Below are 26,576 nucleotides of genomic sequence, written 5' to 3' on the forward strand. Positions count from 1 at the left end.
AAGGACGCCGCGGCGGCGCCTCAGAGTCCGAACGCGGCCGGATCGCCCCGCCCTTCGCGCACCAGCACAGGTTCCGGACCGGTCAGGTCGACGATCGTGGTCGCCTCCAGCGTGCCGGCGCCGCCGTCGATCACCAGCTCGACCAGCTTCGCGAGGCGCTCGCGCACTTCGTCCGGGTCCGACAGCATGTGCTCGTCGCCCGGCAATTGCAGCGTGGTGCCGATCAGCGGCTCGCCCAGCTCTTCGAGCAGCGCCAGCGTGATGAGGTTTTCGGGCACCCGCAGGCCGATGGTCTTGCGCGAGGGGTGCGACAGGCGCCGCGGCACGTCGCGCGTGGCTTCCAGGATGACGGTGTACGGCCCAGGCATGGTGGCTTTCAGCAGGCGGTACTGGCTGTTGTCGACGCGCGCGTATTGCGCGATCTCGGACAGGTCGCGGCACATCAGCGTCAGGTGGTGCTTGTCGTCGATGCCACGGATGCGGCGCAGTTTTTCGACGGCGTTTTTATCGTCGAGCTGGCACACGAGGGCGTACGCCGAATCGGTCGGCAGCGCGACCACCCCGCCGGAGCGGATGATCTGCGCCGCCTGCTTGATGAGCCGTATTTGCGGATTGTCGGGATGGATCTGGAAGAACTGGCTCATCGTGCACCCGCCAGTGGCGAGGACCTGAGTGCCTGTAGTGCCGCGATCCGTTCTTCCATCGGCGGGTGGGTCGAGAACAGGGCGCCCCAGCCGCCACCGCTGCCGGAAATGCCCGCGGCCTTCATCGACGTCGGCAGCGCGCCCGGCTGCAGGCCGCCCAGGCGGGCCAGCGCGTGCTGCATCGGAACGCTTGATCCGAGCAAGTCGGCCGAACCGGCGTCGGCGCGGAATTCGCGCTTGCGCGAGAACCAGGCGACGATCATCGACGCTACCAAACCGAACAGGATTTCGCAGACGAACACGGTCGCCATATAGCCGATGCCGAGCCGCTCGCTGGTATTGCGGAGCAGGACCTTGTCCACGACAAAGCCGACCACGCGCGCCAGGAACACGACGAAGGTGTTCACCACGCCCTGGATCAGGGTCAGCGTGATCATGTCGCCGTTGGCGATGTGCGCCACTTCGTGGCCAAGCACCGCTTCGACCTCATCCTGGCTCATGCCCTGCAGCAGGCCGGTCGACACGGCAACCAGCGCCGAATTTTTAAACGCGCCGGTGGCGAAGGCGTTCGGCTCGCCATCGTAGACGGCCACTTCCGGCATCCCGATGCCGGCACGGTCGGCCAGGCGCCGCACGGTGTTGACCAGCCACAGTTCGGTGGAATTCTGTGGATGCTCGATGACACGCGCGCCAGTCGACCATTTGGCCATCGGTTTGCTCAACAGGAGCGAGATGATCGAGCCGGTGAAGCCGATCACCAGCGAGAACACGGCCAGCGCGCCGACATCGATCCCTTGCGCGCTCACCGCACGTCCGACCCCGAGCAGGTTCAGGACCAGCGTCAGCACCAGCACAACCGCGAGGTTGGTGGCCAGGAACAGGACTATGCGCTTCATGGAAGTGCCTCCGGGGCAGAAATAAGATTAACAGGCTGCCAAGATATGGGTGCCCGTCGGAAAATTCAAGGGCGGAGACTTATTGTCGGCTTAAAACCAGTCGTGCCAGACCGGCGTGACGCCACTCGGCAGCGGCGGCAAGACATCGAACTCAATGCGCGATTCGCCCGGCGCATGGAAATCCGTCCCGCGCGAGGCGAGGAAGCCATAGCGGCGCGCAACTTCAGCGTAAATGGCGTACTGGTCCGGCGAATGGCTGCCCGTGACGACTTCGATCGCATTCCCGCCCAGCTGGCGGAATTCGTCGAACAGCGCGTCCTCGGCCGTTTGACTGAAGTTGTAGCGCCCCGGGTGGGCGATGACGGGGATGCCGCCGGCGCTGCGGATCCACCCCATGGCTTCGGGCAGGGACGCCCAGCGGTGCGGCACATAGCCCGGCTTGCCTTCAGTGAGGAAACGGCGGAACACCTCGCTGGTGGTATCGCATTTGCCGCATTCGACCAGGTAGCGTGCGAAATGCGTACGCGACAGCAGGTCCGGGTTGCCGACATATTTCAGGGCGCCCTGATAGGCGTCGGGGATGCCGGCGGCGTCGAGCTGGGCCGCAATTTCAAGGCCGCGTGCGTCGCGCCCGCTGCGCGTCGCCGCCAGGCCGGCCAGCAGGGCCGGATCGTCTTCATCGATCTGCAGTCCGACCAGGTGCACGGTCTGGTTAGCCCAGGTCACGGAAATTTCGACGCCGGGCACGAAACGCATGCCAAGCTCGCTTGCGGCGGCGCGCGCGGCCTTGATGCCCTTGATCTCGTCATGGTCGGTCAAGGCCCAGACATCGACCCCGCACTTGCGCGCGTAGGCCGCCACGGCGGCGGGTGCGAGGACACCGTCGGAAATGTTCGAATGGCAGTGGAGATCGACTTTCAACATGGCGTGGAGCGAGCGTGCTTCGCGGTTCCTGGACGAGTCAACATTGTACGCCGCATCCGTTCGATCGACCGGCCCTTAGCCTTCCGGGCGCAAAAACGCTTCGATCAGGCGCGCCAGCACCTGCGGCTGGTCGTGGTGCAGCATATGCCCCGCATCCGGCACGATATGCGGCTCCACCTGCGCCATGTGCGCCAGCCGGCGGTCGACCTCGGCGCGCATCTCCTCCTGCGGCCCCATCCATTTCCACATCTCGGTCTCGGCCGCCTCGATCCACAGCACCGGGGCGGCGATGCGGCGCCAGGAGGCGATCATCTCGTCGAGGTGGTAGAGCAGCGGGCCCGGCATCTTGTGCGCCGGGTCGCCCAGGATCTCGTACTCGCCGGCCGCGTTGCGCATCGACCAGTGCTGGGCCAGAAAGCTCGCCCGCTCGCCCGGCAGGCGCGGGTTGGTTTTCTGCAGGCGCCCCGCCACCTCCTCCAGGCTGGCGTAGCCGCGCATCACCGGCGGCGAGCGCAGCTCCTGCAGCCATTTGCCGATGCGTTTCGGCGCCTGTTCGGGTTTCGCGCCCAGTAAACCGATGCCTTCCAGATTAATGAGTTTACTGACTCGCTCGGGACGCACGCCCGCATAGATGCTGACGATGTTGCCGCCCATGCTGTGGCCGAGCAGCCTGACGGGTTCGTCGGGCGAATAATGCTCGAGGATGAAGTCGAGGTCGGCGACATAGTCCGGGAACCAGTAGGTATCCGAATGGGTCCGTTCGCTCAGGCCAAAACCGCGCCAGTCGGGCGCGATCACATGCCAGTCGCCGTCCAGGCAATCGACGATGAACTGGAAGGAGGCGGACATGTCCATCCAGCCGTGCGTCATGAAGAGCTTGGGCGCGCCCTCGCGGCCCCAGTGGCGCACATGGGTACGCAGGCCGCGCACGGTAATGAATTCGGATCGGGACGGTGTCATGGCAAACTCGAGAAAATGAACGACAGAAAAAAGTACGACCGTTCGTAACGGATGGGCGAATTATAAACGGGCTGTCGAAATCCCGCCGACCGTTGAATTCCTGCCCGCCGTCCCCATTTGCCGTCAATCAGCGGGCGCGAGGGCGTAAAATAGCGCTACCTTCACCCTACCGCGAGCACATCCATGGCGATTTACCAGCTGGGCGAGCATGCGCCCGAGATCGATGCGTCGGCCTTCATTGCCGATTCAGCCCACCTGATCGGCAAAGTCAGCGTCGAAGCGAACGCTTCGGTGTGGTTCGGCGTTACGATTCGCGGCGACAACGAACGCATCACGATCGGGGAAAACAGCAATATCCAGGAAGGCACGGTGATGCACACCGACATGGGCTTTCCGCTCGTCATCGGCAAGGGCGTGACCGTCGGCCACCAGGCGATGCTGCATGGCTGCACGGTGGGCGATGGTTCGCTCATCGGCATCCAGGCCGTGATCCTGAACGGGGCCCAGATCGGCAAGGGCTGCCTGGTCGGAGCCGGCGCCCTGGTCACCGAAGGCAAAGTTTTCCCGGACAACTCGCTGATACTCGGTACGCCCGCGAAAGTGGTGCGCACCCTCACGGAAGAAGACCTGCTGCGCCTGCAAGGCAATGCCGCCAGTTACGTGGAACGCGGCCAGACCTTCAAGGCACAGCTCAAGAAAATCGGATAGACAATGACAGCAGACACCAAGGACACCCTCCAGAAATTTATTTTCGACAATGCCGCCGTGCGCGGCGAGCTGGTCGAGATTTCCGACACCTGGCGCGAGATCCAGGCCCGCCACGGCTATCCAAAAGCCGTGCGCTCGATGCTCGGCGAAATGGTGGCCGCCGCTGCCCTGCTGTCGGCCAACCTGAAATTCAACGGTTCGATCGTGATGCAGATCCACGGCCACGGGCCGGTGCGCCTGATGGTGGTCGAGTGCGACGCCGAGCTGCGCATCCGCGCGACCGCAAAACTGGCGCCGGACGCGGAAGTGGCCGACGATGCCAGCATGACCGAACTGCTCAACGTCAACCGCCTCGGGCGCTTCGTGATCACCCTCGACCCGCTGGAAAAAATGCCGGGCCAGCAACCCTACCAGGGCATCGTGCCGCTCGACGGTGACGACATCGCCACCGTCATCGAAAACTACATGCTGCGCTCGGAACAGCTCGACACCCGGCTGTGGCTGGCGGCCGACGACAAGGTATCGCGCGGGATGCTCCTGCAAAAACTGCCGCGGCACAGCGGCAAGGACGACCAGACCGCCCAGGCCAGCGCCGAGGAAGACGCGGAAACCTGGACCCGCGCGGTCGTGCTCGGCGGTACGCTCAAGCGCGAGGAGTTGCTCGAGACGAATATCGAGACCCTGCTCAACCGCCTGTTCTGGGAAGAGACGATCCGCGTGTTCGACCCGGCCCATCCGCAGTTCCATTGCGGCTGCACCCGTGAAAAAGTCGGCAACATGCTGAAAATGCTGGGGCAGGAAGAAGTGCAGTCGGCATTGGACGAGCTCGGAGAACTGGGCATCAACTGCGATTTCTGCGGCAAGCACTATGCCTTCGACAAGGTCGATTGCACGCAGCTGTTCGCAACCGACGTTCCGGTCGAGACCCTGATCCCGGCCAGCGGCAGCATCAATTAGTGTGAGCCGCGGCTGTCCCGCCATTGAAACGGGCTGGCGCGCCGCATGTTTTTCCGGTAGGTGCTAAGCTGTTGCATCATTGGCAGTGTTGCTATTTCCACAAAACACTGTCACTTACCACGGGAGAATTGCAATGCACATGGATACTGGAATCAATAGCGAAGACCGCGCCAAGATCGTCGAGTCACTCTCGACCGTCCTGGCCGACGCCTACATGCTGTACCTGAAGACGCACAATTTCCACTGGAACGTGACCGGTCCCATGTTCTCGACCCTGCATGTCATGTTCGAAGAACAATATACCGAGCAGTGGAATGCCCTGGACGACATCGCCGAGCGTATCCGTACGCTGGGCCATTTCGCCCCGGCAACGTCGAGCCGCTATGCCCAGCTCTCTGGCATCAAGGAAGAGCCGGAAGTGCTGTCGGCCAAGGAAATGATCCGTCAACTGCTCGACGGTAACGAGATCATCACCCGCACCCTGCGTGCCGGCGTCAAGGTCGCCGACGAACTCGACGACTTCCCGACCGCCGATATGCTCACCACCCGCATGGAAGTGCATGAAAAGAACGCTTGGATGCTGCGTTCCTTCCTCGAGCAGGGCGCCGGATCGATGCAGGGCGACGCTTCGTCCGAATAAAGCGCGGCAGCGCTTCAAGAACGCCGCGCTCGATCACTCGCTGATCGGGCGCGGCGTTCGACGTTTACGAGCGCCCGGCTCGCGCCGCTTCGATCGCGGCAATATCGATTTTCCCCATCTGCATCATCGCTTCGAATGAGCGCTTGGCCACCGCCGGGTCCGGGTCGGTAATTGCGGCCACCAGGACGCGCGGCGTGATTTGCCAGGACAGGCCCCACTTGTCCTGGCACCAGCCGCAGACATTTGCCGTGCCGCCGTTGTCGATGATCGCCGCCCACAGGCGGTCGGTTTCCTGCTGGTCGTCGGTGGCCACCTGGAAGGAAAACGCCTGGTTGTGCGCGATGCCCGGTCCGCCGTTCAGGCCGATGCAGGGAATCCCCATCACGGTGAACTCGACCGTCAGGACGTCGCCCTCTTTGCCCGCGGGATAGTCGCCGGGGGCGCGGTGGACGGCGCCGACGGTGGTGTCGGGAAAAGTGGCGGCGTAGAACTGTGCGGCTTCGAGTGCCGCGCCGTCGAACCAAAGACAAATTGTGTTCTTGTTCATCATGGCATTCTCCTTTGCTTACAGCGCGGGCAGGATGTAATCGAATTCGTAGAAGTGGTTGCGCTCTTCGATGCGGATGCGCATGCTGCCGGCGATGCCTGCCAAGTCGTCGGTGCCGGAATCGGGCACGACGGCGATCGACAGCTGCTGGGCGCCGCGCGCCATCGTGCCCGAGTGCTGCAGCACGAAACTGCCGCTGCGTCCATGCAGGGTGCCCGTGACCCGCTCGATCGCGACGTAGCCGGCCGAGCCTTCGGTAACGGTGAGCGCGGACAGCATTTCACCGGAACCGCGGCCGTTCAGGTCGCCGTGATAGAGCTTGTCGATCGCCATGCGGCCGGTGGTGGCGCCGTTCAGGATGGTGGGCTCGCCCTGCGGGGTGAGGGTAACGTCGAAGGGTCCGGCGGCATGTTGCTGGCTCATGGTGCGCTTCCTTTGTGGTGAAAGATAGCGAACATTCTAGGCGAAGTCGGGCCGGATATTCTTATCAATGTTGAATCGGTAGTGGGGCCACCGAAGAAATCAGTGCGGCGCGCCCGGCAGGTGCAGGTCGATGACCTTCATGATGGCGAGCGTCGTGCTCATGCTCAATTCGCCGGTGGCAAAAGCGTGGCGCAGTTCGCGCTGCGGCAGGCCGGCGGCGGCGGCCAGGTGGGTCGTGCCTTCGGCCTCGGCGGCGACGGCGAGCGCCTCGGTCAGCACGCTCGCGTCGCCGCTGTCGAAGGCGGCGGCGAGATAGGCGGCCAGCGCGTCGAGCGTTGTCAGTGGCGTGGCCGGATCAGGTGGCGTCATGGTTCAGTGCGTGGGGACCGCGGCAGGTTTGCCATCCTTGCCCGGTTTCGGCGGTGGCGGAGGCGGCGGCACGGTCATCGATTCGACCGGCTGCTCGTTCTTGCGCAGCACCTGAACAAAAATTTCGTTCTGCTTGATCATGCCCAGTTCCAGGCGCGCGCGTTCTTCGACGGCGCCGGTGCCTTCGCGCAGGTCGCGCACTTCGGAATCGAGCTTGTCGTTGCGCGCTTTCAGGGCGTCGGTCCTGAGCTGCGCCAGTGCGACCTGGCCCTTCAGGTCGGAAACGGCCAGCATGCCGCCCTTCCCCAGCCATAAGGGATACTGGATCAGCAAGAGCAAGGCAGCGAGGACGAGGGTAATCAGGCGCATGGAAAAAGTGTATAACGCAGGCCCGCCGGGAAGGCGAACCCGCGATCGTTGCTGATTTACTTCAGGTTGTAGAAGGCGTCACGGCCAGGATAGCTGGCGACGTCGCCCAGGTCTTCCTCGATGCGCAGCAGCTGGTTGTACTTGGCCATGCGGTCCGAACGCGACATCGAGCCGGTCTTGATCTGCAGGGCGTTCAGGCCAACGGCGATGTCGGCGATGGTGGAGTCCTCGGTTTCGCCCGAACGGTGCGAAATCACCGCGGTGTAGCCGGCGCGCTTGGCCATTTCGATGGCGGCGAAGGTCTCGGTCAGGGTGCCGATCTGGTTGATCTTGATCAGGATCGAGTTGGCGATGCCCTTCTGGATGCCCTCTTTCAGGATCTTGGTGTTGGTGACGAACAGATCGTCGCCGACCAGCTGCACGCGCTTGCCGAGGGCGGCGGTGAGCGTGGCCCAGCCTTCCCAGTCGCCTTCGTGCATCGCGTCCTCGATCGAGATGATCGGGTATTTGTCGCACCAGGTGGACAGCATGTTGGTGAAGTCGGTGGCGGAGAGTTGCAGGCCTTCGCTCTCGAGGTGGTACTTGCCGTCCTTGTAGAACTCGCTGGCGGCGCAGTCCAGGCCAATGGCGATCTGGGTGCCGGCTTCGTAGCCGGCCTGCTCGATCGCCTGCATGATCAGCTTGATCGCTTCTTCATGGTTGGCCACCGATGGGGCAAAGCCGCCTTCGTCGCCGACGGCGGTGGACAGGCCCTTCGAGTGCAGGATCTTTTTCAGGGTGTGGAAGACCTCGGCGCCGTAGCGGATCGCTTCCTTGAAGGACGGCGCGCCGACCGGGATGATCATGAATTCCTGGATGTCCAGGTTGTTGTCGGCATGGGCGCCGCCGTTGATGACGTTCATCATCGGCACCGGCATCTGCATCGCGCCCGAACCGCCGAAGTAGCGGTACAGCGGCAGGCCGGCTTCTTCGGCGGCGGCTTTCGCCACGGCCATCGAGACGGCCAGCATCGCGTTCGCGCCCAGGCGGCTCTTGTTTTCGGTGCCGTCGAGGTCGATCAGGGTGCGGTCGAGGAAGGCCTGTTCGTTGGCGTCCAGGCCCATGATGGCTTCGCTGATTTCGGTATTGATGTGCTCGCAGGCCTGCAGCACGCCCTTGCCGAAGTAACGCTTCGGATCGCCGTCGCGCAGCTCGATCGCCTCGCGCGAACCGGTCGACGCGCCCGACGGCACGGCCGCACGGCCCATTACGCCCGATTCGAGCAGGACGTCGCATTCGACGGTCGGATTGCCGCGCGAGTCAATGATCTCACGGCCGATAATATCAACGATAGCACTCATGTGTCAGTCTCCAGAAAGGGTAGAAATTCGTCTCGCACATGAAAGTCGAGGCGCCTGCTGAGCGCCTCGAAGTCCAGGGAAAATAGTTACGTCAGATCTTGAAGCTGGTTTCCAGGTAGCCGGCCTTCTTGACCACGCGGTCGATGTCGACCAGGGTGGTGAGCAGTTCCTTCATGCGCGCCAGCGGCACCGCGTTCGGGCCGTCGGACAAGGCGTTGGCCGGGTCCGGGTGGGTTTCCATGAACAGGCCCGCAATCCCGGCCGCCACCGCGGCGCGCGACAGCACCGGAATGTGCTCGCGCTGGCCGCCCGACGACGTGCCCTGCCCGCCCGGCAGCTGCACCGAGTGGGTGGCGTCGAACACCACCGGGCAGTTCGATTCGCGCATGATGGCGAGCGAGCGCATGTCCGAGACCAGGTTGTTGTAGCCGAACGAGGCGCCGCGTTCGCAGGCCATGAAATTGTCTTCATTCAGGCCGGCCGCGCGTGCCGCGGCCCGTGCCTTGTCGATCACGTTCTTCATGTCGCCCGGGGCCAGGAACTGGCCCTTCTTGATGTTCACCGGCAGGCCCGAACGGGCGCAGGCGTTAATGAAATCGGTCTGGCGGCACAGGAAAGCCGGGGTCTGGATCACGTCGACGATGCTCGCCACTTCCGGAATCTCTTCCTCGGTGTGGACGTCGGTCAGCACCGGCACGCCGAGCGTGCGCTTGACGTCGGCCAGGATCTCCAGGCCCTTCTCGCGGCCGGGGCCGCGGTAGGAAGTGCCCGAGGAGCGGTTGGCCTTGTCGAAGGAGGATTTATAGATGAAGGGGATGCCGAGGGCCGAGGTAATCTCCTTGAGCGTACCGGCGACGTCCATCGCCATCTGGCGCGATTCGATGACGCAGGTGCCGGCGATCAGGAAGATCGGCTGGTCCTGGCCTACTTCAAAGCCACAGAGTTTCATGCTGCATCTCCTTGTAGTGCAACCACTGACGCGTTCGCCGCCGCCGGCGCGTTCTCCGCCTGGTGCGCGAGCGCAGCCTGGATAAAGGAGGTGAACAGCGGGTGGCCGCCGCGCGGGGTCGACTTGAATTCAGGGTGGAACTGCACGCCCATGTACCACGGGTGCGCGTTGGCGCCGGTGCGCGGCAGTTCCATGATTTCGCACAGGTTTTCGTTCGGGGTACGCGCCGCGACGATCAGGCCGGCTGCTTCGACCCTCGGCAGGTAGAAGTTGTTGGCTTCGTAGCGGTGGCGATGGCGCTCGGTGACGACGTTGCCGTAGATTTCCGCAGCCAGCGTGCCCGGATTGACTTCGCAGGTCTGGGCGCCCAGGCGCATGGTGCCGCCTAGGTCCGAGTTTTCGTCGCGCTGTTCCACTTTACCGTCGTGGTTCTGCCACTCGTTGATGAGGGCGACCACCGGCTGGTCGGTCTCCAGATCGAATTCGGTGGAGTTCGCGTTCGGCAGGCCGGCCATGTGGCGCGCGTATTCGATCAGCGCGACCTGCATGCCCAGGCAGATGCCCAGGTAGGGGATCTTGTTTTCGCGGGCATAGCGCGCGGCCATGATCTTGCCTTCCACGCCGCGCTTGCCGAAGCCGCCCGGCACCAGAATCGCGTCGTACTTGCCCAGATGCTCACAGCCCGTGCCTTCGATGTCTTCCGAATCGAGGTATTCGATGTTGACGCGGCTCTCGGTATGGATGCCGGCGTGGCGCAGCGCTTCGGTCAGCGACTTGTACGATTCGGTCAGGTCGACATACTTGCCGACCATGCCGATCGTGACTTCGTGCTTCGGGTTTTCCAGCGTGTAGATCAGTTTGGTCCACACCGACAGGTCGGCCGGCGGCGCCTCGATGCCGAGCGCTTCCAGGATGATGTCGTCCAGGCCCTGGTCGTGCAGCACCTGCGGCACCTTGTAGATGGTGTCGACATCCCACACCGAAATAACGGCCTGCTCTTCGACGTTGGCGAACAGCGAAATCTTGGCGCGTTCGTCGTCGGGAATCGGGCGGTCTGCGCGGCACAGCAAGGCGTTCGGCGAAATGCCGATCTCGCGCAGTTTTTGCACGCTGTGCTGGGTCGGCTTGGTTTTCAGTTCGCCGGCCGACGCGATATAGGGCACCAGGGTCAGGTGCACGAAGGCGGTCGACTTGCGGCCCGAGCGCAGCGACAGCTGGCGCGCCGCTTCCAGGAAGGGCAGCGATTCGATGTCGCCGACGGTGCCGCCGATTTCGACCAGCGCCACGTCGACGCCTTCGGCGCCGCGGCGGATGTAATCCTGGATTTCGTTGGTGATGTGCGGGATCACCTGCACGGTCTTGCCGAGATACTCGCCGCGGCGTTCCTTGCGGATCACCGATTCGTAGATCTGGCCGGTGGTGAAGTTATTCACCTTTTTCATGCGGGTGCTGATGAAGCGCTCGTAGTGGCCGAGGTCGAGGTCGGTCTCGGCGCCATCGTCGGTGACGAAGACTTCACCGTGCTGCATCGGGCTCATCGTGCCGGGATCGACGTTGATGTACGGATCGAGCTTGAGCATCGTGACTTTGAGACCGCGCGATTCAAGGATCGCAGCGAGAGAAGCGGCCGCGATTCCCTTGCCCAGGGAAGAGACGACGCCGCCAGTGACGAATACAAATTTGGTCATTGTGCTGAAGGTGCCGAACGGCACGCGCGGGAAATCGAAATTATACCTTAAAAGACGGTGATCTTTTCCCAGATCAAGGTGACAAGGTGGAGCTTGTCTTGTTGTCAACTCCACCAGCAGCAAAGTTTTGCGATTGTTAATACAATACGGATAAAAGTCTGACGGAGGAGCCCGTATGCAGCTGGAAATGCGCCCGGAACAGTCTGTTGCATCGCTCAGCGAGATCATCCATTCTGCAGTCAACCTGGCCCGCATCTGCCTCGCCATGGATGTCGCTTTCATCACCGAGTTCAAGAATGGCCGGCGCATCTTCCGGCATATCGCGTCGCCCGAAGACTTCGTGCCGGTCAAGGTGGGCGACTCGGATCCTTTGGAGGAAAGCTATTGCCAGTACGTCGTCAGCGGACAGATTCCCCCGATGGTCGACGACAGCCATATCCATCCGATTCTGAAGGCGCTGGGTGCGACGCAAGCATTGCAGATCCGCGCCCACCTGGGCGTGCCGATCCGCCTGTCGGACGGATCGGTCTTCGGCACCTTCTGTTGTTATAGCCGCAGCCCGTCGTCGACGTTGCGCGAGGTGGATGCGCGCGCGATGTCGCATTTTGCCGAACTCATCGCCACCATGCTCGAGCAGCGCGTGCTGGCGGAGCGGGCCCGCGAAGCGGCATCGAACCGGCTGTCGGCGCTCATCGAAGACGATGCCCTGCAGACCGTGTACCAGCCCATCGTGGCCGTGGCGACCGGCGAAGTCATCGGCTGCGAGGCGCTGTCGCGTTTTCGGGCCGAACCCGAACGCAGTCCCGATCGGTGGTTCGAGGAGGCACACGCCATCGCGCGCGGCACCGAACTCGAGCTGCTCGCCATCAGGCTCGCCGTGGCGAAGCTCGACGCTGCCACGCGGCTGGCGCCGGACGCCTACCTGTCGCTGAACGTCTCGCCCTGCACCATCCTGAACGGCGCCCTGGAAGCCTGCCTGGCAGGTATTCCGCTGGGCAGGCTGGTGCTGGAAATGACCGAGCATGCGCCGATCGAAGAATATGCGGCGCTGTACGCGGCGCTCGCGCCCCTGCGCCAGCGTGGCCTGCGCCTGGCGATCGACGACACCGGCTCGGGCTACGCCAGTTTCCGGCATATCCTCCAGCTACGGCCGGACATCATCAAACTCGACGGCAGCCTGATTCGTGATATCGACCGCGATCCGGGACGCCGTGCGCTGGCGCTGGCGCTGATCACGTTTGCCAACGAAACCGGCAGCTCCATCGTGGCGGAAGGCGTCGAGACCCAGGACGAACTGGAGGTCCTGAAATCGCTCGGCGTGGCGGCGGCGCAAGGCTACCTGCTGGGAAGGCCCGCCGCGCCCAACTAATCGCTCACCACATGCCACACGCCGTTCAGCTTGTCGCCCTTGCGCTCGCCGGGCTTGGCGTCCTTGGCGAACAGGTAGAGCGGCTTGCCCTTGTAAGCCAGCTGCTTCGCGCCGTCCTCGCGCGTGGCGACGGAATATGGCGAGGTGACCCGCGTTTCGGCAACCGGCACCGGCGGCCACATCTTGGCGCACGGGCCGTTGCAGGCGCTCTTGCCGGAGCCGGCCGTGTCCTTGTCGAAGGTATAAAGCGTCATGCCGGCAGCGTCGACCAGCACGCCATCGGCCTTCTTGAAACCCGACTGGGCCGTTGCAGCGGCCGCTGCAAACACGAGCGCGGCGGCGAACGCCGCCCGGACAGGATGCATCGCTTTCATGGCAATCTCCCAGGGAATCGTGAGCTTCGAGTATAGGCCTTTATGCCTGGCGCATGAAGCTCCGCGGCACGCGCAGTGACAGCGATCAGCAGAAATCCCGGCTGTTCGTACTCAGCTTCCCCAGCAAATGCGACATGTCCACCAGCCGTTTGGCCACCAGGTGGCGCACCTGGCCCTGGCTCTGCCAGACGCCGTAGACGCCGAGCAGGTGCGCGCCCAGCACTTCGCGGCGCTGCTGCTCGACCAGGCTGGGCCAGACGATGACGTTGACATTGCCGGTCTCGTCTTCCAGCGTCACGAACAGCACGCCATTCGCGGTGCCGGGCCGCTGGCGCACGGTGACGATGCCGCAGCCGCGCGCCAGCTGGCCGTCCTGGTATTCGTTGAGCACCGAAGCCGGCATGAAGCGCAGCTTGAGCAGCTCCTTCCTCAGCAGGGCGAGCGGATGCCGCCCCAATGTCAGGCCCTGGGCGCGGTAGTCGCCGACGATCTCGTCGCCCTCGGACGGCGCCGCCAGCTGCGGCATGTCCTCGATTAAGGTGGTCGGGCGCAGCAGGTCCTTGTCGGGCACGGCGCCGACGGCCTGCCATAGCGCTTCACGACGATGGCCGGCGAGCGAGCGCAAGGCGTTGGCGCCGGCCAGCACCTGCAGGTCGCCCCGGTCCAGCCCTGCCCTCCGGGCCAGGTCGGCCACGTTCTCGAAAGGCCGGATCGCGCGCGCGTCCTCGATGCGCGCGGCCGCTTCCCGGCTCATGCCGCGCTGTAGTGAAAGGCCGAGCCGCACCGCCGGCTGGCGCGTCGGGTCGTGCAGCTCTTCCAGCGTGGACTCCCAGCCGGAAATCGCAATGTCGACCGGCCGCACTTCGACGCCGTGGCGCTGCGCGTCCTGCACCAGTTGCGAAGGCGAATAAAAGCCCATCGGCTGGCTGTTGAGCAAGGCGCACAGGAAGGCGGCGGGCTCGTGGCACTTGAGCCAGGAACTGGCATAGGCCAGCAGCGCGAAGCTGGCCGCATGCGACTCGGGAAAACCGTATTCGCCGAAGCCCTGGATCTGGCTGAAGATGGCTTCGGCAAAGGCCAGCTCGTAGCCGCGCTCGAGCATGCCGCGCACGATGCGGTCGTAGTAGTGTTCCAGTCCGCCTTTGCGCTTCCAGGCCGCCATCGCGCGCCGCAGCTGGTCCGCTTCGCCGGGCGTAAAACCGGCGCCGAGGATCGCCACCTGCATCACCTGTTCCTGGAAGATCGGCACGCCGAGCGTACGCCCGAGCGCCGCTTTCATCTCCTCGCTCGGATAGACCACGGGTTCGAGGCCCTGGCGGCGGCGCAGATAGGGGTGCACCATGCCGCCCTGGATGGGGCCGGGGCGTACCACCGCCACCTCGATCACGAGGTCGTAGAAGACGCGCGGCTTCATGCGCGGCAGCATGCTCATCTGGGCGCGCGATTCAATCTGGAACACGCCCACCGTATCGGCCGCGCAGATCATGTCGTAGGTAGCCTTGTCGTCGGGCGGAATGTCCTGCATCTCGAACAGGTTGCCATGGCGCAGGCTGACCAGTTCCAGGGCGCGCCGCAGCATCGACAGCATGCCCAGCGCCAGCACGTCGACCTTCATCAGCCCGAGTTCCTCGAGGTCGTTCTTGTCCCACTGGATGACGCTGCGATCGACCATGGCCGCGTTCTCGATCGGCACCAGGCGCGACAGCTTGCCCTGGGCGATGACGAAGCCGCCCGGGTGCTGCGACAGGTGACGCGGAAAATTCAGCAGCTGGGTGGCGAGCGTGGCCCACTGGCGCGACAGCGGCGCTTCCGGATCGAGGCCGCTCTCCTGCAAGCGGTTCAGCAGGTCAAGCTTGTTGTCGAACCAGCGGTGGCTTTTGCAGACCTTCTCGATGATGCCGAGGTCGACGCCGAGCGCGCGGCCGCTGTCGCGCAGTGCGCTCTTGGGACGGTAGCTGATCACCACCGCCGCCAGCGCCGCGCGGGTGCGGCCGTACTTGTTGTAGATGTACTGGATCACCTCCTCGCGGCGCTGGTGCTCGAAATCGACGTCGATGTCGGGCGGCTCGTTGCGCTCCTTCGAGATGAAGCGTTCGAACAGCAGGTTCGCGCGCGCCGGATCAACCTCGGTGATGCCGAGGCAGTAGCAGACGGCCGAATTGGCCGCCGAGCCGCGGCCCTGGCACAGGATGTTGTTCGAGCGCGCGAAGCGCACGATGTCGTAGACGGTCAGGAAGTAGTGTTCGTAGCCCATCTCGGCGATCAGGGACAGCTCGTGCTCGACCTGGGCCTGCACCTTGGCGGGAATCCCTTCGCGAAAGCGGCGGTGCGCGCCGATATAGGTCTCCAGGCGCAGGAAACTGCCTGCCGTGTGGCCGGGCGGGACCACTTCGTTCGGATATTCGTAGCGCAGCTCGTCGAGCGAGAAGCTGCAGCGCGCCGCAATACGCAGGGTCTCGACGAGCGCATCGACCGAATAAATGTTCGCCAGGCGCAGGCGCGCGCGCAGGTGCTGCTCGGCGTTCTGCGCCAGGCCATAACCGCATTCGGCCACCGGCTTGTTCAGGCGCGTGGCGCTCAAGGTGTCCTGCAGGGGTTTGCGGGAGCGCACATGCATCGTCACATGGCCGAGGGCGACCACCGGCAGCCGGTGCTGTCCGCCCACCTCCTCGATCGTGACCCGGTGCGCCTCGTCGAAGGCGCGGTGCAGCAGCACCAGGCCGAGCCAGGCGCGTCCCGGGAACTGCGCCGCCAGCCAGGCGGCCTGCGCGTGCAGGCGGTCGACGTCTTTCGGTTCGTGGCCCGGATAGCGGGGCAGCAGGATCGCCAGGCAATCGGGCATGCCCTGCAGGTGGGCCAGCTCCGGCGGCGGATTGGCGATGTCGCCGGGGCCCAGGCGGTAGCTGCCCTTTTCGCCGCGCGTACGGCCCAGCGTGATGAATTCGGACAGGTTGCCGTAGCCGTTGCGGTTCTGCGCCAGCAGGATCAGCGAGAGGGCCGGAGCGCCGTCGGGCTGCTGCAGGTGGAAATGGGCGCCGACGATGAAGGGCAGCCCCGCTTTTTTTGCTTCGGCATGGGCGCGCACCACCCCGGCCAGCGAGCATTCGTCGGTCAGCGCCAGCGCCGAATAGCCCAGCCGCACCGCCCGCTCCACCAGCTCTTCGGCATGCGAGGCCCCTTCGAGGAAGGAGAAATTCGACAGGCAGAACAGCTCGGCATAATCGGGCAGGTATTGAGCGGGCGGCTGGGCGGGACGGGGCATCGGCAAGGGCGAATGTGGTGAGTGCACAAACTACTGTATAAAAACACAGTATAGGATCGATGAGATCAACTTATCAATCATTTCCGTGCGGATACAAGAAATCACCCGCTTGCTTAAAAGGAAACCTATCGCTTACAGTAAATAGTCAGACACTACTAACAAAAAGGAAACATATGAAGTTTGCCGTCCAGGCCCTGCTGGGTCTCACCCTGGTTGCCGCCGCCCCCGCCTTCGCCGTCACGCCCGCGCCCTCGGCACAGGCCGCCGTTTCAGGTCCGGCGCACGTGAAAGCGGTAGAAGACCTGCTGGGCGCCATGCAGTTCGAAAATGTCGTCAAGGGCGTCGCCGGCCGCAGCCGTTACGCGAGCGATGCCCAGCGCAAGGTGATTTTTGCAAAACTCGACAAAACGCCTCCTGCAGAAATGTACCGCCGCATGGCGCCGGCGCTGGCACGCGTCATATCCGCCGATACCGCCATCGAGATGAACCGTTTTTACCGCACTCCCTACGGCAAGAAGGTCATCCACAATAAGTACAACAGCGGGGTGCAGCTGATGATGCCGGGCGCGCGCCCGACCGTCGCACCGGAAGAAAAGAAAGAGCGCAAGCGCGCCGCCTATGTCCTGGCGAGCAAGGAACTGGCGGCGGCGGAGCCGGTGATCCAGCACGAAGCCTTCAAGCTGGTGCAGATGATTAACAAGGAAGGCCGATAAGACCGCAAGCCTGCGACAGTCCGGAGCGCACTGAGCGAGAATGCATCGGGAGGCTTGATTCTCAGTCCGATTTCTCAGTCCGATCGAATCGCTAAAGGAGAAACGCCATGCGCGCTCTGATGTTGATGGCTGCAAGCGCAATCTGCTTGCTGGGGTGTGCTACCCCTCAAGAAAAAGCAATGAAGCAACAGGCTGAAATGGATCGCATGATTGTCGAATACGGCCCCGCATGTACGCAGCTGGGTTATGCGGCAAATACCGATCCGTGGCGCAATTGTGTTGTTCAGCTGGCGGCAAAGAACAACGTCGGCCGTGCAGGCGTATCGACGTCGATCTTTGGCGGCTGGGGCAGCGGCGGACGTGGCTCCGGTATCGGCATCGGCATCGGGGTCGGACGCTAGGACTGCCCGGCTTTCTGCACGACGATGAAAAGATGCTTCAGCGGGTACTGGTCGAATTCGAGATGCCGGCACATGCAGCCGGCCTCCTCGACCAGCCGCAGCAGTCCGGGAATGCCCGGGCTGGCGTAGTAAACCGCAGGACCCATTGCATCGTCGACGTGTTCCGCGGGCGCGTCCAGCCCGCCCATCGAAAAAATGAACACGCCGCCCGGCTCCAGTGCATCCATGAGTTTGCGCAGCAGGCCCGCCTGCTGCGCCAATCGCACATGCCAGATGCTGTCCCAGGCCGTGATGAAGCGGTAGCTGCGCTCGGCTTGCCAGCTGACGGCGTCGGCATGGTGCAGGATGACTGCCGGGTCGGCGATCCTGGCCAGGTCGAGCATGCGCTCGGAGATATCGATGCCCTCGATCTGCAGCCCCCGGGCGCGCATGGATGGGTTGAGCCGGGTATTGCAGCCGCAGCCGACGTTCAGCGCCCAGCCCCCACCGTCATCGCCAAGGAAGGCCAAAGCGCGCTCGTGCTGGGCGACGCCGTTGGCCTGGTTGAAACTGTCGTCGAGCCAGCGTTCGGCCAGCTGGTCGTAAGCCGATGCGATGGGGGCATGCTGCATGCGGGACTCCTGCTCAAGCCGGGTGGATTGGCGCCTCGAACTGGTAGGCGTTTGCCTCGTGCACTTCCCATGCGCCGCCGCCCGTCAGGTGCAGCACATGGGTATGGTGGCGCAGCACGGCGGCGCGGTGGGCGATGCTGATCAGGGTAGTGCCGCCGTCGCGCAGGCGCGCGTACAGCGACGCTTCATTGCCGCTGTCGAGCGCACTGGTGGCTTCGTCGAGGATGACGATGGCTGGCTTGTGCACCAGCACGCGCCCGAAGGCCAGGCGCTGCTGCTCGCCGACCGACAGCAGCTTTTCCCAGTCGTGCATGGCGTCCAGGCCGCCCACGTGTCCGGCCAGGTGCGGCAAGTGCACCTGCTCGAGGATGTCGAGCAGCTCCTCATCGGAGAGCTTCGAAGTCGCGCTCGGGTAGATCAGCTGGCTGCGCAGGGTGCCGGACTGCAGGTAGGGCTGCTGCGGCAGGAAGAAAAAATCTTCCAGCGGCGGATGGTGGATGACGCCGCTGCCGGTGTGCCACAAGCCCGCGATGGCGCGCAGGAGCGAACTCTTGCCGCAACCGCTGTCGCCGGTGATGAGCAGCGCGTCGCCGGGCTGCAGCACCAAGCTCAGGTCCTTGATGAGCACCCGTTCGGATTGCGGCGGACGCAGGGTCAGCGACTCGATCGCCAGGTGCGCCCCGGCCCGCGTCTCGATGCGCTGGCCCTTGCTGTTGGCAAGGTTCCTGCGCTCGCCGTTGGGCAGCACCAGGTTCGACAGGGCCTGCAGGCGGCCGATGCCCGCCACGAAGCGGCTCAGGCTCTCGAAGTTATCGACGATCACGCCCACGGCGGCGAGGACGGCGGTAAATGCCCCGGCCGCCTGCGTCGCCCGCCCGACTTCCAGTTCGCCCGACAGCACGCCTTCGGCCAGGATCACGAAGGGCAGCACCAGGGTCAGTTGGCTGAAGGTGCGCTGGAACAGGTTGAGCGAGCGCTGCTTGCGGATCAGCCGGGCGAAATTCTCGATCACTTTCTCGAATTTGCTGTCGATGTGGGCGCGCTCCTGCGCCTCGCCCCGGTAAAAGGCGATCGATTCGGCGTTCTCGCGCACGCGCATCAGGCTGAAGCGAAAATCCGCCTCGCGCCGCAGCTGCCAGAAATTCAGCCCGATCAGCGGGCCGCCGAATACCCAGAGCGCGACCACGGTGCCCACCACCGCATACACCGCCAGCACGCCGACCAGCAGGTGCGAAATCGACCACAGCACCGTGCTGAAGGCCACCAGCGACATGACCGAACCAAGGAAGATCAGCAGGAAGTGGATCGAACGTCCGGTGAAGCTGTTGATGTCTTCGCTGATGCGCTGGTCGGGGTTGTCGATCTCGCTGCCTGAACCGATCTCGTAGTACTTGCGCCCCTTCAGGTAGCCGTCGAGGAAGCGGCTGGTCAGCCAGCGCCGCCAGCGGTTGGCGAACAGGTCGCGCATGTAGTAATAAAAAGCGTAGATCGGGACGGCGAAGGCCAGGATATACAAGCAGGCGCGCACCGAGGTCCAGAAGCGGGCGCTGTCCCTGGCCGCCAGCGCCGATGTCAGCTCGCCGGTCTGGTCGTTGAGCATGACGGCGAACTTGGTTTCGACCAGCATCAGCACGATCAAGAGCAGCAGCAGGCTCCAGGCCGTGGTCTTTTCGTCTTCCAGCCAGTAGGGCTTGGCGACGTTGACGAATTGCTTCCAGCCGGCGAGCGACAAGGGAACGGTGCGCCCCCGTTTTTCGACTGGAGCCGGCGTTTCGCCGGGCGCGGGGCCGGTGGCGGCGGTATGGGGGGTGGTCATGGTCGGTACGCTGCAGTCATCAAGTGCGCCCAGCATACGACGCGGCATAAAACCGTTCAGTGCGGAAACGGACATAGCAGGCGAAGACGCTGGGGCACAATGACGGCGTCGACATTACAAGGAGCGTCGCATGGCCCAGCGTCCCGGAATTTTCCCCACCTTCTTCCTGTCCGGATTCGAATGCTCCAGCTTCCTGTGGGGCGACGCCCGCGTGCGGCGCGACCTGGTGGCCGAAACAGGACACGACAAGCATGCCGCCGAGGATTACCGCATCCTGAGCAGCCTGGGCATCGCCGTGGCTAGAGAAGGCATCCCCTGGCCCAGCGTGGACCGTGACGGCAGCTACGATTTTTCCGTCATCGATCCCTTCATCGACGCCATCAACGCCTCGAACATCACCCCGATCTGGGACCTCTGCCATTACGGCTATCCCGACGGCCTCGACCCGTTTTCCGACGCCTTCGTGGATCGCTTCGCGCAGTACTGCCGCGCCGCCGCCGCGTATGTGATCCCGAAGATCCGCGGCCCGCATTTTTTCACGCCGATCAACGAGATCACCTTCTTTTCCTTCTGCGCCGGCGAATGGGGCTGGGCCGCGCCGTATTGCCGCACCCGTGAAGACCGGGATCGCCTGCTCATCGCCCTCTCGCGCGCGGCGATCGCCGGCGTCAAGGCAATCCGGGAAGTCGATCCCGCAGCGCGCATGGTGCACATCGATCCGCTGGTGCAGGTGGTGGCGCCGCGCGACCGCCCCGACCAGATCGAGGCCGCGCGCATCGAAACCCAGGTCGATACCTTCCTGGCCTGGGACATCATCAGCGGGCGCGAGCACCCCGAATTCGGCGGCTCGCCCGAGATCCTCGACATCGTCGGCGCCAACAATTATTCATTCGGCCAGATGGAATACCGCGAAAGCGGGCCGCATGCACCGCTGCCGCCGGGCGACGACCGCATCGTGCCGCTGTGCGAGCTCCTCACCAGCGTCTGGGAGCGCTATCGGCGGCCGATGATCATCGGCGAGACCAGCGGCATCGGCCAGGGCCGCGCCGACTGGCTGCGCGACGTGATGGGAGAGTCACTGGCGGCGGTACGGCGCGGCATCGACCTGCAGGGCGTTTGCCTGTTCCCGGCGGTCGACATGCCGGACTGGCATAGCGGCGAGTGGGTCCATAACGGCATCTGCGACGTGGTCGACATCGACGGCGACCTGATGCGGGTCCCGAATCCGCGCTATGTCGACGAACTGCGGCGCTGGCAGAAAGAGCTGAACCGGGTCACCGAGCTCGATGCGGACCCGCACAGCGACCCGGTGGACCTGCAGGATGTGATCGATGCGGCGCAGCGCCTCGACGTGCAGCCGGACCAAGATTGGCACTGAGGGACCGGCACTGATCACCCGCCACGCATGATTCGGTCTTGTTACCGTTGTGTTTCAGACACATAGTCTTGGTCGATCCGGCTATATTGTTTAGCATGCAATTTTCCCTCTGGAGAGCTGCATGCCCAACCCACATCCGAGGCGCCGCGCGGTGCTGTTTGCCTTGTACGGCGCAAGCACGCTGGCCCTTGCCCCGTCGGCCTTCGCGCAGACGGCAACCACGGACAGCGCCGAAGTGGCAACCGACACCATGCAAAGCGTGCGCGTGGTCGGCACCCGCCGCACCGGCGCCGCCTCCAGCACCGACACCCCGGTCCCGGTCGACATCATCCCGATGACGCGCCTGGCCGAACAGGGCAGCCAGTTCGACCTGGCGCAGACGCTGACCAACATTTCGCCCTCGTTCAACTCGACGCGCCAGAGCGGCGCCGACGGCGCCGACCTGGTCGATTCGGCCGCCCTGCGCGGCCTCGGCTCCGACCAGACCCTGGTGCTGGTGAACGGCAAGCGGCGCCACACGACGGCCTTGGTCAACCTGTTCGGCGCGCGCAACCGCGGCAACACCGGCACCGACATGAATGCGATCCCGCTGCTGGCGATCCGCAACGTGCAGGTACTGCGCGACGGCGCCGCCGCCCAGTACGGCTCGGACGCGATCGCCGGCGTGATGAACATCGAACTCAAGAAAAGCCTGGGCTGCGAAGCGGTGGCGGGCTTCGGCCAGTACAAGGAGGGCGACGGCGAGAACTACCTGGCATCAAGCTATTGCGGCGTGGCGCTTGCCGGCGGCAGTTTCGGCGTGACCGGCGAATACCTGAACCGCGGCCGCTCGAACCGCGCCGAGGAAGGCAACCCGCGCATCATCGGCGACAGCAAGACTGAAAACCAAACTGTTTATATCAATGGCGATATTCCGCTCGGCGCCGGCAGGATGTACATGACGCTGGGCGTGCAGCGCCGCGATGCCTCGTCGGCTGCCTTTGCCCGCGGCGGCGTCGGCTCGGACGACATCCCGTCGCGCAACTCGGCGGCGATGTACCCGAACGGCTTCGTCCCCTTCATTAATGGCGACCTCGACGACCGCTACGCCACCCTGGGTTTCCGCACCAGCTTCGGCGACTGGAACGGCGACTTTTCCCAGACCTACGGCTACAACCGCCTCGACTACACGATCGCCAATACCCTGAACGCCTCGATCGCCAACCGCGACCTGGAAAGCGGCGGGCGCGGCATCAGCGCCAGCTCCTTCGGCGCAGGCGGCTTCGACTTCCGCCAGCTGACCAGCAACGCCGACTTCAGCCGCTACTACCCCGGCGTGCACAAGGGCCTGAACGCGGCCTTCGGCTTCGAGCACCGCCGCGAGAACTACAAGATCTTCGCCGGCGAGCCGGGCTCCTACGTGGACGTCGACGGCATCGGCGAAGGCGGGAATGCCGGCAGCCAGGGCTTCCCGGGCTTCCAGCCGGGTGACGCGACCAGCCGCAGCCGCCAAAGTACGGCCGCCTACATCGATCTCGAAGCCGACATCACCGACCGCTTCAAGCTGCTCGGCGCACTGCGCCACGAGCGCTTCTCGGACTTCGGGTCCACCACCGACGGCAAGCTCGCCGCGTCGTACAAGTTAGGGGGCAATGTGCTGGTGCGCGGCTCGGCCAGCACGGGCTTCCGCGCGCCTTCGCTGCAGCAGGCGCACTTCTCCTCGACCTTCACCGACTTCGTCAACGGCCAGCCGCTGGACGTGGTGCTGGCGCCGAACGGCGGCGCGGTCGCGAACGCGGCCGGCATCCCGGCGCTCACGGAAGAAAAGTCGAAGAGCTTTACCTTCGGCGCGACCTGGACGCCATCGCAGGCGACCTCGCTCACGGCCGACCTGTACCGCATCGACATCGACGACCGCATCGTGCTGTCGGGCCGCTTCGACGCCGAGAACTACCCGGCCCTGGGCGCCACCCTGGAGTCGCTGGGCGTGGGCCAGGCCCAGTTCTTTGTCAACTCGATCGACACCCGCACGCAAGGCCTGGACCTGACGCTGGCGCACCGCGTGCCGCTGGGCGCCGGCCGCCTGAACACTTTCCTGGCGATGAACTTCAGCAAAACCGAAGTGACCGGCGTGCATGCGCCGACTGCGCTGGCCGGCTTCGAAGACGTGCTGCTGTCCGAACGCGAGCGCCTGTTCATCGAACAGGGCGGCCCGCGCCGCAAGGCCACGCTCGGCTTCGAGTACGCGCAGGGCAAATTCGGCAGCGATTTCCGCATCATCCACTTCGGCCCGCAGACGCTCGGCACCTTCTCCGGCCCGCCGGTGCCGAACGCGAAGTACGAGGCGAAAACCTCGGCCGACCTGTCCTTCAGCTGGTCCTTCAGCGAGCGCACCCGGCTGACCGTGGGCGGCACCAACATCTTCGACGTCACGCCGACCGCGCAGGACGCGAACGAAACCGACAACGGTTTCAAGTACGAGAGCGTGCAGTTCGGCCTGAACGGCGCCGCCTATTTCGCGCGCCTGTGGCACAAGTTCTGATGGGGATGCCCGATGCGGATAACGCGTATTTCGTGCGCCCGCCATTCGTGTAGAATCTTCGTGGTCGAACGGACAATCAACCAAAGGATGCCGGATATGAAGCTTCTCGTTATCAAATCGCTTGCCATCGCGTTTGCAGCATCGGTCGTGTCAATGAGCGCTACCGCCCAGGACTGGCCGACCAAGAATGTGAATGTGGTGGTGCCGTGGCCACCGGGCGGTCCGTCCGACATCGCGGCGCGTCCCTGGGCCAAGCAGCTCAATGAAAGCCTGGGCAAGAACTTCGTCATCGATAACCGCGCCGGCGGCGGCGGCAATATCGGTACGGCCGCCGTGGTGCGCGCCGATGCCGACGGCCACACCCTGCTGATCACCTCGAGCGCGCCGATCGTCATCAACCCGAGCATCTACAAGGGCATGACCTTCGATCCGCTGAAGGACCTGGCGCCGGTCAGCAACCTGCTGCGCGTGCCGCTGGTGCTGGTGGTCCATCCGTCGGTGCCGGCAAAAAACATGAAGGAGCTGATCGCCCACATCCAGTCGAAAAAGGGCGCGTTCTCTTACGCATCCTCGGGCGCCGGCACGCCGCAGCACCTCACCAGCGAACTGTTCAACAGCGTGCAGAAGCTGAACATGGTGCACGTGCCGTACAAGGGCTCGGCGCCGGCCATCGCCGACGTGCTGGGCGGTCATATCCCGATGATGTTCGACAGCACCATCGCGATCATGCCGCACATTAAGAGCGGCAAGGTGCGCCCGATCGCGATCTCCAGCGCCAAGCGCTCGCCGCTGCTGCCGGACGTGCCGACCTTCGCCGAAGCAGGCATCCCGGCCGTCGAATCCTACGCCTGGTACGGCCTGTTCGCACCGGCGAAGACGCCAGCCCCGGTCATCGCCAAGATCAACGCCGAGACCATCAAGTTCATGAAGTCGCCGGAATTCGAAAAAATCCGCGCCGACACCGGTTCTGACTACGTGGGCGATACCCCGGCCAACTTCAGCAAATTCGTCCAGGCCGAATCGGCCAAGTGGTCGAAAGTGGCCAAGCAGAGCGGCGCGACGGTCGACTGATCGTTCAACGCCAAATGAAAAGGGACTGGCTAGCTAGCCAGTCCCTTTTTTTGTGCCGCTGTCCCTTGCCGGAGGGACGTAGGGTGGGCAAGTTCCTTGCCCACCCTACGTGTATCAGACTCCCGTCTCGACTTTGTTGGCTGCGGGACTGCCCTTCCTGTTTTCAAGAACGCGCCGCTCCCAGTAATCGGCGCCCTTGATGCCCAGCGCCACCGGATCGAACTGCGGATCCTTGCCCGCCGCTCTTTGCGCTTCATAGTCGCGCAGGCATTTGAAGGCGACGTTACGCAGCAGCAGGATGGCGACCAGGTTCAGCCAGGCCATCAGGCCGACACCGAGGTCGCCCAGCGCCCAGGCCACGTCGGCCGTCTTCACGGTGCCGTAGATGGTGGCGGCGATGATTGCCATTTTCAGCACGAACTTCAGCCATGGATGGCGTCCATGGCGGTCGATGTAGGAAATGTTCGTCTCGGCGATGTAGTAGTAGGCCACGATGGTCGTGAAGGCGAAGAACAGCAGCGCCACCGCAACAAAGATCGCGCCGAAGCCCGGCATCACGTTTTCCAGCGCCGTCTGGACATAGCCCGGGCCGCTGGCCACGCCTTGCACGCCGGTGAACATGGCCTTGCCGTCCGGCCCCTCGACGTTGTACTGGCCGGTCATGAGCAGCATGAAGGCCGTTGCCGAGCACACGAACAGGGTGTCGATGTAGACCGAGAAGCCCTGCACCAGGCCCTGCTTGGCAGGGTGGCTCACTTCGGCCGCGGACGACGCGTGCGGGCCGGTGCCCTGCCCCGCCTCGTTCGAGTACACGCCGCGCTTGACGCCCCACATGATCGCCAGGCCGATGATGGCGCCGAAACCGGCATCCAGGCCGAAGGCCGAGCTGAAGATCAGCCGCATGACTTCAGGCAGGCGCTCGATGTTCAGGCCGATGATGACGACCGCCACCAGGATGTAGCCGATGGCCATGAACGGCACCACGAGTTCGGCGAAACTGGCGATGCGCTTGACGCCGCCGAAGATGATAAAGGCCAGCACCACCGCAAGTCCGATCGCGGTGTAGTTGCGGTCCAGGCCAGTAGCGGTCTGCAGGCCTTCGGCAATCGAATTGGCTTGCACGCCCGGCAGCAGCAGGCCGGTCGCGAGGATGGTGGCAAAGGCGAAGGTCAGCGCATACCACTTCATGCCGAGGCCCTTCTCGATGTAGAAGGCCGGACCGCCGCGGTATTCCTTGCCGATCTGTTCCTTGTACACCTGGCCCAGCGTGGACTCGACGAAGGCCGAGCTGGCGCCGAGGAAGGCCACTGCCCACATCCAGAACACGGCGCCCGGGCCGCCAAAGGTGATCGCCGTGGCGACGCCGGCGATGTTGCCGGTACCGACGCGGCCGGCCAGGGTCATCGAGAGTGCCTGGAACGACGACACGCCCTGCTCCGAACTCTTACCTTCGAACATCAGGCGGATCATTTCCTTGGCGTGACGCACCTGCAGGAAGCGCGAACGCAGCGAAAAATACAGGCCCACGCCCAGGCACAAGGCAATCAGGGCCGGGCTCCAGACAATACTGTTGATATTAGTTACCAGCTCGTTCATCTACATCTTCCCTATGATATTGAACTTCCGCCTGGAAATAATTTGGCGGG

General features: G+C 64.2%; 25 protein-coding genes. 9 read left to right on the plus strand and 16 right to left on the minus strand.

Translation table 11 applies throughout. The features are described 5' to 3' along the window. Window positions 1-20: 20 nt before the first annotated feature. From AC56KZ_RS06080 to AC56KZ_RS06095, 4 genes are all read right to left on the minus strand, one after another. Entirely contained in the window at window positions 21-644 is a 624-nt protein-coding gene (locus tag AC56KZ_RS06080; protein WP_497161255.1) for an L-threonylcarbamoyladenylate synthase, read from the minus strand. Beyond that, a complete protein-coding gene (gene htpX, locus AC56KZ_RS06085; RefSeq protein WP_497161256.1) occupies window positions 641-1,540 on the minus strand; it encodes a protease HtpX in 900 nt (299 codons plus the stop codon). The genes AC56KZ_RS06080 and htpX overlap by 4 nt, the downstream gene beginning before the upstream one ends. Window positions 1,541-1,630: 90 nt before the next feature. Continuing rightward, complete coding sequence (locus AC56KZ_RS06090; RefSeq protein WP_497161257.1) at window positions 1,631-2,464, minus strand: 3',5'-nucleoside bisphosphate phosphatase; 834 nt, start codon at window positions 2,462-2,464, stop codon at window positions 1,631-1,633. A 75-nt stretch (window positions 2,465-2,539) separates the two neighbouring features. After that, a complete protein-coding gene (locus tag AC56KZ_RS06095) occupies window positions 2,540-3,424 on the minus strand; it encodes an alpha/beta fold hydrolase (protein ID WP_497161258.1) in 885 nt (294 codons plus the stop codon). 183 nt (window positions 3,425-3,607) lie between these two features. Between AC56KZ_RS06095 and AC56KZ_RS06100 the strand changes: the two genes are divergently transcribed. The 3 genes from AC56KZ_RS06100 (at window position 3,608) to AC56KZ_RS06110 (ending at window position 5,729) form a co-directional block, all read left to right on the plus strand. Then, window positions 3,608-4,132, plus strand: a complete 525-nt coding sequence (locus AC56KZ_RS06100) for a gamma carbonic anhydrase family protein (RefSeq protein ID WP_497161259.1) — start codon at window positions 3,608-3,610, stop codon at window positions 4,130-4,132. Between the two features lie 3 nt (window positions 4,133-4,135). Continuing rightward, a complete protein-coding gene (hslO, locus tag AC56KZ_RS06105; RefSeq protein ID WP_497161260.1) occupies window positions 4,136-5,089 on the plus strand; it encodes an Hsp33 family molecular chaperone HslO in 954 nt (317 codons plus the stop codon). Between the two features lie 133 nt (window positions 5,090-5,222). Further along, window positions 5,223-5,729 (plus strand): Dps family protein, encoded by a 507-nt coding sequence (locus AC56KZ_RS06110; RefSeq protein ID WP_497161261.1) that lies wholly within the window; start codon window positions 5,223-5,225, stop codon window positions 5,727-5,729. Between the two features lie 64 nt (window positions 5,730-5,793). Here AC56KZ_RS06110 and AC56KZ_RS06115 read toward each other — a convergent pair whose 3' ends face one another. From AC56KZ_RS06115 to pyrG, 7 genes are all read right to left on the minus strand, one after another. Then, window positions 5,794-6,279, minus strand: a complete 486-nt coding sequence (locus tag AC56KZ_RS06115; RefSeq protein WP_497161262.1) for a VOC family protein — start codon at window positions 6,277-6,279, stop codon at window positions 5,794-5,796. A 15-nt stretch (window positions 6,280-6,294) separates the two neighbouring features. Continuing rightward, entirely contained in the window at window positions 6,295-6,699 is a 405-nt protein-coding gene (locus tag AC56KZ_RS06120) for a DUF3224 domain-containing protein (protein ID WP_497161263.1), read from the minus strand. Window positions 6,700-6,798: 99 nt separating this feature from the next. Continuing rightward, entirely contained in the window at window positions 6,799-7,068 is a 270-nt protein-coding gene (locus AC56KZ_RS06125) for a hypothetical protein (protein ID WP_497161264.1), read from the minus strand. Window positions 7,069-7,071: 3 nt separating this feature from the next. Beyond that, window positions 7,072-7,437: a cell division protein FtsB gene (gene ftsB / locus AC56KZ_RS06130; RefSeq protein ID WP_497161265.1), complete on the minus strand. Its 366-nt coding sequence runs from the start codon at window positions 7,435-7,437 to the stop codon at window positions 7,072-7,074. A gap of 56 nt (window positions 7,438-7,493) precedes the next feature. Beyond that, on the minus strand, window positions 7,494-8,777 hold the full coding sequence (gene eno / locus AC56KZ_RS06135) for a phosphopyruvate hydratase (protein WP_497161266.1): 1,284 nt from the start codon (window positions 8,775-8,777) through the stop codon (window positions 7,494-7,496). Between the two features lie 91 nt (window positions 8,778-8,868). Further along, entirely contained in the window at window positions 8,869-9,726 is an 858-nt protein-coding gene (kdsA, locus tag AC56KZ_RS06140) for a 3-deoxy-8-phosphooctulonate synthase (protein WP_497161267.1), read from the minus strand. Next, on the minus strand, window positions 9,723-11,414 hold the full coding sequence (gene pyrG / locus AC56KZ_RS06145; protein WP_497161268.1) for a CTP synthase: 1,692 nt from the start codon (window positions 11,412-11,414) through the stop codon (window positions 9,723-9,725). The genes kdsA and pyrG overlap by 4 nt, the downstream gene beginning before the upstream one ends. Before the next feature lie 175 nt (window positions 11,415-11,589). Between pyrG and AC56KZ_RS06150 the strand changes: the two genes are divergently transcribed. Continuing rightward, window positions 11,590-12,783, plus strand: coding sequence for a sensor domain-containing phosphodiesterase (locus AC56KZ_RS06150; protein ID WP_497161269.1), 1,194 nt, complete (start codon window positions 11,590-11,592; stop codon window positions 12,781-12,783). Here AC56KZ_RS06150 and AC56KZ_RS06155 read toward each other — a convergent pair. Together AC56KZ_RS06155 and AC56KZ_RS06160 are read right to left on the minus strand one after the other, a co-directional pair. Beyond that, window positions 12,780-13,157 (minus strand): COG4315 family predicted lipoprotein, encoded by a 378-nt coding sequence (locus AC56KZ_RS06155; protein WP_497161270.1) that lies wholly within the window; start codon window positions 13,155-13,157, stop codon window positions 12,780-12,782. The genes AC56KZ_RS06150 and AC56KZ_RS06155 overlap by 4 nt on opposite strands. 85 nt (window positions 13,158-13,242) lie before the next feature. Then, on the minus strand, window positions 13,243-16,419 hold the full coding sequence (locus AC56KZ_RS06160; protein ID WP_497161271.1) for an error-prone DNA polymerase: 3,177 nt from the start codon (window positions 16,417-16,419) through the stop codon (window positions 13,243-13,245). Between the two features lie 173 nt (window positions 16,420-16,592). Here AC56KZ_RS06160 and AC56KZ_RS06165 point away from each other — a divergent pair, with 173 nt between their 5' ends. Together AC56KZ_RS06165 and AC56KZ_RS06170 are read left to right on the plus strand one after the other, a co-directional pair. Further along, a complete protein-coding gene (locus AC56KZ_RS06165) occupies window positions 16,593-17,132 on the plus strand; it encodes a DUF2059 domain-containing protein (protein ID WP_497161272.1) in 540 nt (179 codons plus the stop codon). Between the two features lie 107 nt (window positions 17,133-17,239). Further along, the gene (locus tag AC56KZ_RS06170) at window positions 17,240-17,533 is read left to right on the plus strand and encodes a hypothetical protein (RefSeq protein WP_497161273.1); all 294 of its coding nucleotides are present in this window, start codon (window positions 17,240-17,242) and stop codon (window positions 17,531-17,533) included. Here AC56KZ_RS06170 and AC56KZ_RS06175 read toward each other — a convergent pair. Together AC56KZ_RS06175 and AC56KZ_RS06180 are read right to left on the minus strand one after the other, a co-directional pair. Next, on the minus strand, window positions 17,530-18,144 hold the full coding sequence (locus tag AC56KZ_RS06175) for a class I SAM-dependent DNA methyltransferase (RefSeq protein WP_497161274.1): 615 nt from the start codon (window positions 18,142-18,144) through the stop codon (window positions 17,530-17,532). The two genes, AC56KZ_RS06170 and AC56KZ_RS06175, sit on opposite strands and share 4 nt — an antisense overlap. Before the next feature lie 13 nt (window positions 18,145-18,157). After that, a complete protein-coding gene (locus tag AC56KZ_RS06180; protein WP_497161275.1) occupies window positions 18,158-19,960 on the minus strand; it encodes an ABC transporter ATP-binding protein/permease in 1,803 nt (600 codons plus the stop codon). Window positions 19,961-20,090: 130 nt separating this feature from the next. Here AC56KZ_RS06180 and AC56KZ_RS06185 point away from each other — a divergent pair, with 130 nt between their 5' ends. From AC56KZ_RS06185 to AC56KZ_RS06195, 3 genes are all read left to right on the plus strand, one after another. Then, window positions 20,091-21,338: a glycoside hydrolase family protein gene (locus AC56KZ_RS06185; RefSeq protein ID WP_497161276.1), complete on the plus strand. Its 1,248-nt coding sequence runs from the start codon at window positions 20,091-20,093 to the stop codon at window positions 21,336-21,338. Between the two features lie 121 nt (window positions 21,339-21,459). Then, window positions 21,460-23,859, plus strand: coding sequence for a TonB-dependent receptor plug domain-containing protein (locus AC56KZ_RS06190; RefSeq protein WP_497161277.1), 2,400 nt, complete (start codon window positions 21,460-21,462; stop codon window positions 23,857-23,859). A 96-nt stretch (window positions 23,860-23,955) separates the two neighbouring features. Next, window positions 23,956-24,930, plus strand: coding sequence for a Bug family tripartite tricarboxylate transporter substrate binding protein (locus tag AC56KZ_RS06195; protein ID WP_497161278.1), 975 nt, complete (start codon window positions 23,956-23,958; stop codon window positions 24,928-24,930). Window positions 24,931-25,044: 114 nt separating this feature from the next. Here the strand turns inward: AC56KZ_RS06195 and AC56KZ_RS06200 are convergent, their stop codons facing one another. Then, window positions 25,045-26,526, minus strand: a complete 1,482-nt coding sequence (locus tag AC56KZ_RS06200) for an alanine/glycine:cation symporter family protein (protein WP_497161279.1) — start codon at window positions 26,524-26,526, stop codon at window positions 25,045-25,047. Between the last annotated feature and the right edge of the window lie 50 nt (window positions 26,527-26,576).

The sequence above is a fragment of the Telluria sp. LT2P34 genome, from assembly GCF_059685915.1.